Here is a 12,783-nt window from a genome sequence, read left to right on the forward strand (position 1 = left end):
GGGACACGACTATGTCTATTTATCTGAACAAGGACTCCAAGGTCATCGTCCAGGGCATCACCGGCGGCGAAGGCACCAAGCACACCGCCCTGATGCTCAAGGCCGGCACCAAGATTGTCGGCGGCGTCAACGCCCGCAAGGCCGGCACCACGGTCCTGCACGGCGATAACGAGATCACCGTCTTCGGCACCGTCAAGGAAGCCATGGCCGAGACCGGCGCCGACGTCTCCATCGTCTTCGTGCCGCCGGCGTTCACCAAGGACGCTGTCGTCGAAGCCATCGAGGCCGGCATCGGCCTGGTCGTCGTCATCACCGAAGGCGTGCCGGTCCAGGACTCCGCCGAATTCTGGGCGCTGGCCCAGTCCAAGGTCGACGCCGACGGCAAGCAGGTCACCCGAATCATCGGACCGAACTGCCCCGGCATCATCACCCCGGGCGAGGCCCTGGTCGGCATCACCCCGGCCAACATCACGGGCAAGGGCCCCATCGGCCTGGTCTCCAAGTCGGGCACCCTGACCTACCAGATGATGTACGAACTGCGTGACCTGGGCTTCTCCACCGCCATCGGCATCGGCGGCGACCCGGTCATCGGCACCACCCACATCGACGCCCTCGAAGCTTTCGAAGCTGACCCGGAGACCAAGGCGATCGTCATGATCGGCGAAATCGGCGGCGACGCCGAAGAGCGTGCAGCCGACTACATCAAGGCCCACGTCACCAAGCCGGTCGTCGGCTACGTGGCCGGCTTCACCGCCCCGGAAGGCAAGACCATGGGCCACGCCGGCGCCATCGTCTCCGGCTCCGCGGGCACCGCCCAGGCCAAGAAGGAAGCCCTCGAGGCTGCCGGCGTCAAGGTCGGCAAGACGCCGTCCGAGACCGCCAAGCTGCTGCGCGAAGTTTACGCGGCACTCTAGGCACCAGCACCAAGGCAACGCGGGGTCACTTGCGGCCCATTCCACTCGGTGGGATGGGCGCGAAGTGACCCCGCGTTTCTTCGTTGAGGCACGACGGCGGCGAGGACCGCCGCCGTCCGTCTAGTAGTGTTTAGGAAAGGCAAAGTGCGCGCTTGGGTGCGCGCAGGCAGGGGATCACGATGGCAGAAACGCGACGGACGCTGGTCGACGTCGTCGTGGACAAAGTCCTCGAGTACATCCTCAGCGGCCAGATCAAGGCCGACGACGCCCTCCCGCCGGAAGCCGACATAGCCAAGGAGTCAGGGGTCAGCCGCCTGACCGCCCGCGAAGCGATGAAGGTCCTCAAGGCGCAGGACGTTGTCTACGTGAAGCGGGGCCTGGGCACCTTCGTGAATCCGCCCGAACGCTGGACCGGCCTGGACGCGATCATGCGGGCAGCGTCAAGGGGGGTGGCTTCGGACCAGGTGGCACTGCGCCTGCTTGAGGTCCGCCGGATGGTCGAGACCGGCGCCGCCGAACTCGCGGCCTCACGCCACAGCCAGGCCGACCTCGCCGCCATGACGGAAAGCGTCGAACTGATGGAGGCCGCGCACCACTCGGGCGACGTCGACGCGCTGACCCTGGCGGATATCTCCTTCCACGACACCGTGCTGCGGGCCTCCGGCAACCCGTTCGTGCCCGCCCTGCTCGGCCAGCTTTCGACGCTGCTCTACGCCATGCGGCGGGAGACTTCCGCGTTCCCGGATGTGCAGCGGCACGCGATCCACCACCACAAACTGGTACTGGCCGCCATTGCCGCCGGCGAGCCCGGCGCCGCGCGCTCCGCGATGGACGCCCACATCACCCAGACCTTCGAGGACTACGAACGCTACCTCGCGGTCTCCAGCCGCGGCGCCGCCGCCAGCTGACCCGCGCGGGCGCTGCCCCGCGCCGCGAGCTGACCCGCGCGGGCGCTGCGCCGGTTTCGATCCCGCCCGGCTGTTTTACCAATCCTGTTGACGCTGTCCTTTCGTGTGATTAGAATCTCATACAGATATCAGACATCTGATATCTACTTTCGACAAACGATCGCCGCCAGCCAAAGGAGTCTTCATGCGCGCGCACGTCCCTTCCCAGGGCACCCTGATCACCGGTGGAGGCCCGCGATGACCTCCCTGACTGCAGCTCCGGCCCTGAGTGAACTGGGCCAGACCACCCTCCGCAAGGTCCGCCGGCGGCTCATGCCGCTGATTGTCCTGCTGTACTTCGTTGCCTATCTGGACCGCAACAACGTCGGCTTCGCCAAACTTGGCATGCAGGGCGACATCGGCCTCACCGAAGCCGCCTACGGCCTCGGCGCCGGCATCTTCTTCCTCGGCTACGCCCTGCTGGAAATCCCCAGCAACGGCGGCATGTACCGCTACGGCGCCCGCAAGTGGATCGCCCGCATCCTGATCAGCTGGGGCATCTTCGCCACCGCCATGTTCCTGGTCAACGGCGAGACCACCTTCTACATCATCCGCTTCCTGCTGGGTGCGGCCGAAGCCGGATTCTTCCCGGCCATCCTGTTCTACCTGACCCTCTGGTTCCCCGCCGCGCAGCGCGTGACCGTCCTGGGCATCTTCATCCTGGCCCAGCCGATCTCCAACGCCCTCGGCGCGCCGGTGTCCGGCATGCTTCTGGGCCTGGAAGGCGTTGCCGGGCTGCACGGCTGGCAGTGGCTGTACATCATTGAAGGCATCCCGGCGATCGTGCTGGGCCTCATCACGCCCTTCGTCATGACCGACCGCCCGGAGCACGCCAAGTGGCTCAAGCCCGAAGAGCGCGACTGGCTCGCCACCACCATGAGCAAGGAACTGGCCGACAAGCAGAAGTCCGGCAACCACAACTTCCTCGCTGGCCTCAAGGACCCCCGCACCCTGGCCTACTCGGCCCTGTACTTCGGCCTGGTCTGTGGCATCTACGGCCTGGGCCTCTGGATGCCGACCATCGTGAAGGCGCTGGGCAAGTTCGACACCGTCCAGGTGGGCTTCATCGTCTTCATCCCGTACGCCATCGCCGCGGTGTTCGTCTACTTCTGGAGCAAGCGCTCGGACCGCACCGGCAACCGGGTCTGGCACGCCAGCGTCAGCATGGTGATTGCCGCCGTCGGCCTGCTCGGCGCCGGCTACCTGCTCCCGGTCAACGCGGTCCTCGCCATGGTCTTCCTGACCCTCGCAGCGATGGGCATCTACTCGGCGATCGCCCCCTTCCTGGCTATGCCGTCCGCGGCGCTGACCGGTGCCGCAGCAGCGGCCGGCCTCGCCATGGTGAACTCGCTCGGCAACCTGGGCGGCTTCGTCGCCCCGTACATCGTCGGCATCCTCAAGGACGCCACGGGCAACAGCCAGAGCGGCCTGACCTTCCTGGCAGCCTGCCTCGCGATCACCGCCGTCGCCACTTATCTCTACGCCCGCAAGCGTCCGGAAGGTGTCTCCGCCCCCCGGGCGACCGCCCCCGCCGCAGACAGCCATTAGGAACCACTCATGACACAGAGCACTTTCCCCGCCGAACGCACCGTCGTCCTGACCGGCGCCGCCTCCGCCCGCGGCATCGGCCGCGCCACGGCCGACCGGCTGGCCCGCGACGGCTGGTCGATCGCGATCCTGGACATCAACGCCGAGGACGCCAAAGCCGCCGCAGCCGAGATCGGCTCCAACCGGGCCGTCAAGGCGATCGGCGTCGGCGCCGACGTCTCGGACGAGGCCTCGGTGGACCGGGCCATCACCGAGGTCGAGGAGTCGCTTCCGCCCATCGTCGGCCTGGCCAACCTCGCCGGCATCAGCTCGCCGACGCCGTTCATGGAGACTTCCGTCGCCGAATGGGACAAGGTCTTCGCGATCAACATGCGCGGCACCTTCATCGTTTCGCAGCGGGTCCTCAAGGGCATGATCGAACGCCGGCTCGGCCGGATCGTCAGCGTTTCCTCGATCTCCGCGCAACGCGGCGGCGGAACGTTCTCCAAAGTGGCCTACAGCGCCTCGAAGGCCGGAATCCTCGGCTTCACCCGGGCACTGGCCCGCGAAGTCGGAGAGTTCGGCATCACCGTCAACGCGGTGGCCCCGGGCCCGATCGACACCGACATCATGGGCGGCACGCTGAGCGAGGAGCGCAAAGCCGCCATGTCCGAGGGCATCATGATGGGCCGGGTCGGCACCCGCGACGAAGTCGCGGCGCTCATGGCCTTCCTCCTGAGCGAGGACGCCGGCTACATCACGGCCGCCACCTACGACATCAATGGCGGCCTGCAGGTCTCCTGACCTCCCGGCGCCTCTGGAAGTGCCGTGCGGTTCCGGCCGCACGGCACCCGGAAGGATCACAGCATGACCCACGAAACCTACCCCGCCGGCCATCCCACTGCACACCCAAGCGCCCCGGCCGGGCCCGCACCCGCCCCTGAACCCTTGCGCCTGGCCGATGGCCGGCAGCGGATCCGCGACTACCGCGCCGCAACCGGACGGCGGACCGCAGTGCTCGACGACGACCCGACCGGTTCGCAGTCCGTGCACGGCGTCTCCGTCGTCACCGTGCTCGAGGCAGACGAGTACGCCGCGGCCCTTGCACGGCCGGAGTCGACCTGCTTCATCCTGACCAACACCCGCAGCCTCGACGAGGCCGACGCGGTCGCCCTGAACCAGGCGGCCGGCCGGGCCCTGTTCGAGCTCGAGGAGCGGCTCGGTGCGCCTCTGGACCTGGTCAGTCGGAGCGACTCAACCCTCCGCGGCCATGTCATGGCCGAAATCCGCACCCTTGACGCCGTCCGGCGCGAGGTGACCGGGCGCGGGTTCGACGGCGTCCTGCTGGCCCCGTCCTACTTCGAAGCCGGACGCTTCACCGCCGGGGATGTGCACTGGGCCATGGTGGGCGGGGAACCCGTCCCGGCCGGGGAAACCGAGTTCGCCAAGGACGCGACCTTCGGATACCGGTCCTCCGACCTGAAGGATTTCGTCGCGGAGAAAAGCGGCGGCACCGTCACGCCGGAGCAGGTGCTCAGCATCAGCCTCGAGGACATCCGCCACGGGGGAGAGGACCGGGTCGCGGAGATCCTGCGCTCGGCCAGCGATCTGCAGCTCATCATCGTCAACGCCACCGAGTTCGCGGACCTGGAAATCGTCGTCCTCGGCCTGCAGCAGGTCCAGCGCGAAGGCAAAGTGTTCCTGCACCGCACCGGGCCGTCCTTTGTCCGTGCGCTCGCAGGGCTCGATCCCAAGCCGACCCTGCAGGCGCAGGACATCTGGCCCGACGGCCGCCCGGCCGGCCACGGGCTCGCCGTCGTCGGTTCCCATGTGGGCCAGACGGCACGCCAGGTCGCTGCGGCGCAGGCCCGGGGCGGCGTGACCGAGGTCGAACTGTCCGTCGCCGAGCTCGTCAATCCGGCGGCGCGCGGTGCGCACATTGCAGACACCGCGGCCCGGGTGGTCAGCGCCGTCGCCGACTCCGACGTCCTGCTCTACACCTCGCGGTCGCTGCTCAAGGGCGCCGACGCTGCCGCCAGCCTGGAGATCGCCCGCAGCGTATCCGCGGCCCTGATCGAGGTAGTCCAGGCCGCCCTTCCCGCCCAGCCCGTCTGGGTGATCGCCAAGGGCGGCATCACCTCGCACGACGTCGCCGTGCGGGGCCTCGGAATCAGGCGGGCCACCGTGCTCGGCCAGCTGTTCCCCGGCATGGTCTCGGTGCTCCGGCCCGACGACGCCGCCCCGGGCGTGCAGGGAATGCCGTACGTCGTTTTTGCGGGCAACGTCGGCGACGAGAACGCGCTCGCCGACACCATTGAACTCTTCCGCGGCGCCACGTCCGCGGCACCAGGAAAGGAAGTAACCCCATGACCAAGGTCGGATGGATCGGGCTGGGCGCGATGGGCGGACCGATGGCGGTCGTCCTTGCCGAAGCCGGACACGAGGTCGCCGCCTTTGACGTTGCCGAAGGCCGGGCGCAGTCGCTGGCAGTTCCCGGCCTGACACCGGCGGCCACGGCCAAGGAGGCGGTGGCCGAGGCCGACGTCGTCGCCCTGATGGTCGCGACGCCGGCCCAGGCCGACGCGGTGCTCTTCGGCGTGGACGACCTCGCTGCGGCCCTGCGCCCGGGCACCGTGGTCCTCCTGATGGCCACCGTCGGTCCAGCCGCGGTGGTGTCGCTGGCTGAGCGGCTGGCGGCGTTCGACGTCGAACTGGTGGACGCCCCGGTTTCCGGCGGTACCAAGCGCGCCGCCACCGGCGAGCTGCTGATGATGGTCAGCGGCTCCGAACGGGCCCTGGCGGTGGTGCGGCCGCTGCTGGACGCGATGGCAAGCTCTGCCCCCGTGGTGGGTGCGAACGTTGGCGACGGTCAGAAGGTGAAGCTCGTCAACCAGCTGCTGTGCGGCGTCCACATCGCCGTGGCCGGGGAGGCCCTGGCCTTCGCCGAGGCCCTGGGCCTGGACCCGAAGCAGACCTGGGAGGTGCTGCGTTCGGGCGCCGCGGCATCGTTCATGTTCGATGATCGGGGCTCCCGGATGGTGGACCCGGACAACACCGAGGTCCGCAGCGCCCTGGACATCTTCGTCAAGGACATGGGGCTTGTGGTCGAGGCGGCGCGGGAAAGCACCTACCCGGCTCCGCTCGCCGCCGCGGCCGAGCAGCTCTACCTCAGCGGCCGGCGTAAGGGGCTCGGCCGGCGGGACGACTCTTCAGTGATCGAGGTGCTGCGCGGGCACTAACGTTGACTGCCGGCGGGCCGGGGGAGTGTTCAGCCCCCGGCCTGGCTGATGGTGAAGGCCGCCAGGAAGCCCACAGCTGCAATGAGGCCCGTCAGGACATGGTGTTCCTCGAAAGCCTCCGGGATCATGGTGTCGGCAAGCATGGCCAGAATCGCGCCGGCGGCGATTGCGGTGATGAAGGCGACCATCTCCGCCGGAGCGTTTTGCAGGCTGGCATAGCCGATCAGCGACGCCAGTCCGGAGATGAGGGCAATGCCTCCCCACACGCCAAAGACGTACCCGGCGCTGCGGCCGGATTTTTTCATCCCCGCTGTGCTGGATAGCCCTTCGGGGACGTTGGAGATGAACACAGCTGCGAGCACGGCCGTGCTGACCGATCCTCCTGAGACGAGACCGAGCCCCAGGACGACGGATTCGGGAATCCCGTCCAGTAAGGCTCCGATGGCGATCGCGGTGCCGCTGCCCGGCTTGTCCTTTTCAGAGGGTTGCTTTCCGCCGGAGCGTTTCCTGTGTTTGGCTCCTCGCCGGGCCAGCAGCGCGTTCGCCCCAACGTAGACCAGTGCTCCGGCAAGGAATCCCGCCACGGTCGGCCAGAGACCGCCGCCCTTTTCGGCTTCATCGACGAGGTCAAACGACAGGGCGGAGATGAGGACTCCGGCCCCAAAAGACATGATGGAGGAGACGACTTTGGGGGCGATCGTCCACTTCCAGGCAATGGCCGAACCCAGAACCAGCGCTGCGCCCGCCACAGTTCCCCATAGCAGGGCCTGCACCCATGTGGGCATCTTGTTCCACCTTCCATTCTTTCCATCACGATGACGCCATGGCCTGCACGGCGCAGCGACCCGGCGCGCCGCAAGGCGACCCAGTCACCACTGAGCGCTGCCGCACCTCGATCATGACAATATAAGCATGCTTTCTAAGTTGCGCCGTCGCCGGTCCCGGCGACGGTATAGCCGGGGGAGCGATCCCGGAAAGGCTTACGGCCGGCGTCCCGCGGGGCGGGGCGGCTATAGGATTCCAGTATGGCAATCAAGGATCCGGCCGCACGCGGCGTCAGCAGGCAGGTCCTCGCCGACCACGTCTACGAAGCGCTTCTCATCGCCTTGATGGACGGCCGGCTCGAAGCCGGCACCCCGGTCAGCATCGACGGGATGGCCCGGGAACTGGACGTCTCGCCGACGCCCGTGCGCGAGGCGCTGGCCCGGCTGGAAGCCACCGGCATGGTGCGCCGGACCGCCCTGCGCGGCTACCGGGTGGCGCCGCTCTTCACCGCGGACGAACTGGCGGACCTGATGGACGCGCGCCTGGTGATCGAACCGGCCAACGCCTTCATGGCCTGCAGCCACGCCGACGCCGACCTCACCGCCCAGCTAGCGCAGGCCATCGACGACCTCAAAGCCGCGCCCCGGGGGCCGTCCTTTTCCGAGTTCCGCGCCTACTGGGAGGCCGACGAACGGTTCCACCGGCTCATCGCGGAGCACGCGGACAACCAGTTCCTTCTCTCCGCGTACAACGCGCTCGGCGGACAGGTGCAGCGCTTCCGCTTCTTCGGCGGGCTCGGCGTCACCGACGCCGACTTTGCGATCGCGGAGCACACCGAGATCCTGCGGGCCTTTGAGGCCGGCGACGCCGACCTGGCGCGGAAGAAGATGATCGCGCACATCGAAGGGGTCAAGCAGCGTTCCCAGCACGACAGCGAAGTACACGACAGCGAAGTGCGCAGCTAGGCCAAACCCGCCGGCTACGCCGGGCGACGGCACCCTCCGCTGCCCGCTGCCCGGCCCCGGCCTCCGGTTCGGCCCGCGTCCCGATCCACAAAAACCCTTGACAAGCTTTCCTATCGGGTGAATCCTATAGGAAATGTGATTCAAGATTTGGAGTGACAATGTCGTACACCGCCGAAAACTGGCCTATCACCGCGGCCCTGCTGCAGTTCCCGGGCATCCGGCCCGACGGAACCTCCGTCCAGGATGCCCCCGCCGCCGAGTGGCAGCGCGTGTTCGAGGAGGTCGCGGACGCGGGCTTCGCCAACGCCGACCTGACCGACAGCTGGGTGCGTCCGGGGGACCTGAGCCCGGCCCGGCTGGATGAACTCACGGCCGCCGCCCGGCACGCCGGAATCGGCCTCCCGGCCATCTCGGCCATCCGCCGCAGTGTGATCGACGAGGCCAACTGGGAAGACAACCTGGCCTACACCCACCGCACCCTCGACGCCGCCGCGCAGCTCGGCTGCGAGGTCGTGTCGATCGGCCTGCACCAGGCCCTGACTCCCGCCCAGCGCGAACAGCTCTGGTTCTGGACCGTCCAGGGCCACCAGGACCCGGTGGGGGACAAGGAAACCTGGCAGAAGGCTGTCACCCGGATCCGCGAAGTCGGCCGGCACGCGGCCGAGCTCGGGCTCCTGGTCTCCCTGGAGATGTATGAGGACACCTACCTCGGAACCGCCGACTCGTCGGTGCAACTGGTCCAGGACATCGGCCTGTCCAATGTCGGGCTCAACCCGGACATCGGCAACCTGATCCGCCTGCACCGGCCGATCGAGGACTGGCGGGAAATGGTCCACAAGACGCTGCCGTACGCCAACTACTGGCACGTCAAGAACTACGTCCGCGACGAAAACCGGGCGAAAGACCAGTACGTCGCCATGCCCGCACCGATGGAATCCGGTCTGATCAGCTACCGCGAGGCCTTCCACTTCGCCATCTCCGTCGGCTTCCAGGGCATCATCTGCACCGAGCACTACGGCGGGGACGGCCTCAGCGTCACCGCCGCCAACCAGGACTACCTGCGCCGCCAGGTCCTGCCCAAACGCGACGGGTACGCGCTCGGCACTTCCCTGGTGGCCCAGGGCCGGCAGCTCCCGGCGGCCGTCCCCGCACTCTAAACCGGCGGGGCCCCCGGTCCTGCCGTGTGTTCCATCCGCTCCAACCGGTTCAACGAGGAATCATGACCAAGATATTTGACGATCCCGCAAGCTTCGCGGACGACGCCCTGGACGGCTTTGCCGCCGTCCACCGCCGGTACGTGGCACGGGTGGATGGCGGTGTTGTCCGCTCCACCGAGACGCCGGCCGGCCAGGTCGCGCTCGTGATCGGCGGGGGATCCGGGCACTACCCGGCCTTCGCCGGCCTCGTCGGCGCCGGACTGGCCGCGGGCAGCGCCTGCGGAAACATGTTCGCCTCGCCATCCGCGGGCCAGGTCTACCGCGTGGTCAAGGCCGCGGAGTCCGGAGGCGGTGTGCTCCTGAGCTACGGCAACTACGCCGGGGACGTGCTGCACTTCGGCCAGGCACAGGACAAGCTGAACGCCGAGGGCATCGAGACCCGCACCGTGCTGGTGACCGACGACATTGCCAGCGCCCCGCTCGAGGAGATCGCCAAACGCCGCGGTATTGCCGGGGACCTGACGGTCTTCAAGGTTGCCGGGGCCGCCGCCGAGGCCGGGCTGGACCTGGACGAGGTGGAACGGCTGGCAGTCAAGGCCAACCACCACACGCGCTCGCTGGGCGTCGCCTTCGCCGGCTGCACCCTTCCGGGCGCCGCGGAACCGCTGTTCACGGTGCCAGAGGGCATGATGTCCGTGGGCCTCGGCATCCACGGCGAACCCGGGATCTCCGAACAGCCGTTGCCGACGGCCAGCGAACTGGCAGCACTGCTGGTGGACGGACTGCTCAAGGACAAGCCGGAAACCGCGGGCCGCCGCGTGGTGCCGATCCTCAACGGCCTCGGCACGGTCAAATACGACGAGCTGTTCCTCCTGTTCGGGAAGATCGAGGCCCTGTTGACCGCCGCGGGACTTGAGATCGTTGAACCGGAATGCGGCGAGCTCGTCACCAGCCTGGACATGTCCGGACTTTCGTTGACGCTGTTCTGGCTGGACGCGGAGCTGGAAAAGTTCTGGTCCGCACCGGCCGACACCCCAGCCTTCCGCAAGGGCAACCTGGCTCCGCGCCGGGCCCGGACCCTCTCCGCGCAGGCCGACGCCGCAGCAGCGCCCGCGCTGGCTGCCACGGCGGCGTCGACCTCGCTGGCCGCCACCGCCGTCGGCGTGCTCAAGGTGGCCCAGTCGGTCGTCGTCGAACACGAGGAAGCCCTCGGCAAACTCGACGCGATCGCCGGCGACGGCGACCACGGCATCGGCATGCGCCGCGGTGTGGACGCCGCCGTCGCCGCGGCCGAACAGTCGCACGCGGCCGGCGCCGGACTGGAGGAACTCCTCACGGCGGCCGGCGAGCAGTGGGCCGAACGCGCCGGGGGCACCTCCGGAGCGCTCTGGGGGGCCGCGGTCACCGCCGTCGGCCGGGCCCTCGGCAGCAAGGACGCCTATACTCCGGCGGACGCGGCCGCCGCCGTCGACGCCCTCCGGGACGCCATCATCACCCTCGGCAAAGCCGAAGCGGGAGACAAGACGATGGTGGACGCGCTGCTTCCCTTCGCTGACGTTTTCAACCGGGCAATCGACGACGGCGACGGCGTGGCCCGCAGCCTGCGGACCGCGGCCGACGCGGCCGCCCAGGCCGCCGAAGCCACGGCGTCGCTCAGCCCCAAGAAGGGCCGGGCCAGGCCGTTGGCCGAGAAGAGCCTGGGCCACCCCGACCCCGGGGCCGTGTCATTTGGCCTGATCGCCGGCCGGGTGGCCGACTACGCAGCCTCCATCGAACGCAGCTGAAGGAGAAATCCCTTGTCACACGAGACACAGAGTCACAGCACCACCGACCCCCAGCCCGGCTGGCGGATTGTCGTCGGCAACGACGAGGCCGGCGTCGAATACAAGAACGCCCTGCGCGAACTGCTCGAGGCGGACCCCCGGGTCGCTTCCGTGGAGGACGTCGGCGTCGGACCGGACGACAGCACCGCCTACCCGCACCTGGCCGTCGCCGCGGCCCGCAAGGTCGCCGCTGGCGAGGCCGACCGGGCCCTGCTGATCTGCGGCACCGGACTGGGCGTGGCCATCTCGGCCAACAAAGTCCCCGGCATCCGTGCCGTCACCGCGCACGACAGCTACTCCGTGGAACGCTCCGTGCTGTCCAACAACGCCCAGGTGCTGACCATGGGCCAGCGCGTCATCGGCCTGGAACTGGCGAAGAAACTCGTCGGCGAATGGCTGGGCCACCGCTTCGACGACACCTCCGCATCCGCGGCCAAGGTGGACGCAATCCACTCCTATGAAGGAGCCCCGGAAGGACTTGAAACCACATGACCCCTCGTAACATCGCCGTCGTCGGTTCCGGCTACATGGGCGGCGGAATCGCGCAGGTACTGGCCCTCGCGGGAGCCCGCGTCGCCCTCGCCGACGTCTCCGCCGAGATCGCCCAGAGCAACTACGAGCGGCTGCTCAAGGAATCCGACGAGTTCGTCGCGGCCGGCCTGTTCCCGGCCGGCTCCACCGAACGGCTGAAGGAAAACCTCTGGGCCGCGAAGGACATCGAAGAGGCCGTCGCGGACGCCGAATACATCGAAGAAGCCGTACCCGAGGTCCTGGAGATCAAGCACGGCACCCTGGGCCGGATCAGTGCCGCCGCCCGGCCGGACGCCATCATCGGCTCCAACACCTCCACCATCTCCATCGCGAAGCTCGCCGAAGTCGTGGTGAACCCGGAGCGCTTCCTGGGCGTCCACTTCTCCAACCCGGCGCCGTTCATCCCGGGCGTGGAAGTCATCCCGCACGCGGGTACCTCCGAGGCCGCCGTGGAAGCCGCCCGCGCGATCGTGGCGGAGACCGGCAAGGAAACAGCGACCGTCAAGGATGTCACCGGCTTCGTGCTCAACCGGCTGCAGTACGCCCTCTTCCACGAGGCCGCGCAGGTTGTGGAGGAAGGCATCGCCACGGCCGAGGATGTGGACACCATGGTCCGCACCACCTTCGGCTTCCGGCTGCCGTTCTTCGGGCCGTTCGCGATCGCGGACATGGCCGGGCTCGACGTGTACGCCTTCTGCTACAAGTCACTGCAGACCGGCTTCCCCGAGCGGTTTGCCACGCCGCAGATCCTCCAGGAAAAAGTCGACGCCGGCCAGCTCGGAACCAAGACCGGCTCCGGCTTCCTCAACGTCCCCGCCGACCGGACCGCCGCCCTGGTGGCCTACCGGAACAAGGCCTACGTCGCCATGCAGAAGCTCATCGAGGAACTGGGCCCCGCGCCCCTCGCCTGACAAC

General features: G+C 68.4%; 12 protein-coding genes. 11 read left to right on the forward strand and 1 reads right to left on the reverse strand.

Translation table 11 applies throughout. The features are described from left to right. Window positions 1-11 precede the first annotated feature (11 nt). The 6 genes from sucD (at window position 12) to AB4Y91_RS09840 (ending at window position 6,627) form a co-directional block, all read left to right on the forward strand. Complete coding sequence (gene sucD / locus AB4Y91_RS09815) at window positions 12-914, forward strand: succinate--CoA ligase subunit alpha (protein ID WP_441418289.1); 903 nt, start codon at window positions 12-14, stop codon at window positions 912-914. Window positions 915-1,093: 179 nt separating this feature from the next. Beyond that, window positions 1,094-1,822, forward strand: coding sequence for a FadR/GntR family transcriptional regulator (locus tag AB4Y91_RS09820; RefSeq protein WP_441418290.1), 729 nt, complete (start codon window positions 1,094-1,096; stop codon window positions 1,820-1,822). Between the two features lie 237 nt (window positions 1,823-2,059). Next, the gene (locus tag AB4Y91_RS09825) at window positions 2,060-3,409 is read left to right on the forward strand and encodes an MFS transporter (protein WP_441418291.1); all 1,350 of its coding nucleotides are present in this window, start codon (window positions 2,060-2,062) and stop codon (window positions 3,407-3,409) included. Window positions 3,410-3,418: 9 nt separating this feature from the next. Beyond that, window positions 3,419-4,192: an SDR family NAD(P)-dependent oxidoreductase gene (locus AB4Y91_RS09830; RefSeq protein WP_441418292.1), complete on the forward strand. Its 774-nt coding sequence runs from the start codon at window positions 3,419-3,421 to the stop codon at window positions 4,190-4,192. A 63-nt stretch (window positions 4,193-4,255) separates the two neighbouring features. Beyond that, window positions 4,256-5,758 carry a four-carbon acid sugar kinase family protein gene (locus AB4Y91_RS09835; RefSeq protein WP_441418293.1) on the forward strand — a complete coding sequence of 501 codons (1,503 nt, stop codon included), beginning with the start codon at window positions 4,256-4,258 and terminating at the stop codon, window positions 5,756-5,758. Then, the gene (locus AB4Y91_RS09840) at window positions 5,755-6,627 is read left to right on the forward strand and encodes an NAD(P)-dependent oxidoreductase (RefSeq protein ID WP_441418294.1); all 873 of its coding nucleotides are present in this window, start codon (window positions 5,755-5,757) and stop codon (window positions 6,625-6,627) included. Before AB4Y91_RS09835 ends, AB4Y91_RS09840 begins: the two co-directional genes overlap by 4 nt. Window positions 6,628-6,656: 29 nt before the next feature. On the opposite strand, the gene AB4Y91_RS09845 is transcribed toward AB4Y91_RS09840, so the two are convergent. Beyond that, the gene (locus tag AB4Y91_RS09845; RefSeq protein ID WP_441418295.1) at window positions 6,657-7,412 is read right to left on the reverse strand and encodes a ZIP family metal transporter; all 756 of its coding nucleotides are present in this window, start codon (window positions 7,410-7,412) and stop codon (window positions 6,657-6,659) included. A 240-nt stretch (window positions 7,413-7,652) separates the two neighbouring features. On the opposite strand from AB4Y91_RS09845, the gene AB4Y91_RS09850 reads away from it, so the two are divergent. The 5 genes from AB4Y91_RS09850 (at window position 7,653) to AB4Y91_RS09870 (ending at window position 12,779) form a co-directional block, all read left to right on the forward strand. After that, window positions 7,653-8,357: a GntR family transcriptional regulator gene (locus AB4Y91_RS09850; protein WP_441418296.1), complete on the forward strand. Its 705-nt coding sequence runs from the start codon at window positions 7,653-7,655 to the stop codon at window positions 8,355-8,357. Window positions 8,358-8,515: 158 nt separating this feature from the next. Next, window positions 8,516-9,514 carry a sugar phosphate isomerase/epimerase family protein gene (locus AB4Y91_RS09855; RefSeq protein WP_441418297.1) on the forward strand — a complete coding sequence of 333 codons (999 nt, stop codon included), beginning with the start codon at window positions 8,516-8,518 and terminating at the stop codon, window positions 9,512-9,514. 62 nt (window positions 9,515-9,576) lie between these two features. Next, entirely contained in the window at window positions 9,577-11,298 is a 1,722-nt protein-coding gene (gene dhaL, locus AB4Y91_RS09860; protein WP_441418298.1) for a dihydroxyacetone kinase subunit DhaL, read from the forward strand. A gap of 12 nt (window positions 11,299-11,310) precedes the next feature. Then, window positions 11,311-11,829 (forward strand): ribose-5-phosphate isomerase, encoded by a 519-nt coding sequence (locus tag AB4Y91_RS09865; RefSeq protein ID WP_175322062.1) that lies wholly within the window; start codon window positions 11,311-11,313, stop codon window positions 11,827-11,829. Continuing rightward, on the forward strand, window positions 11,826-12,779 hold the full coding sequence (locus tag AB4Y91_RS09870; protein WP_441418299.1) for a 3-hydroxyacyl-CoA dehydrogenase family protein: 954 nt from the start codon (window positions 11,826-11,828) through the stop codon (window positions 12,777-12,779). The genes AB4Y91_RS09865 and AB4Y91_RS09870 overlap by 4 nt, the downstream gene beginning before the upstream one ends. Window positions 12,780-12,783 lie beyond the last annotated feature (4 nt).

The sequence above is a fragment of the Arthrobacter sp. YAF16 genome, assembly GCF_052113385.1.
Lineage (GTDB): Bacteria > Actinomycetota > Actinomycetes > Actinomycetales > Micrococcaceae > Arthrobacter.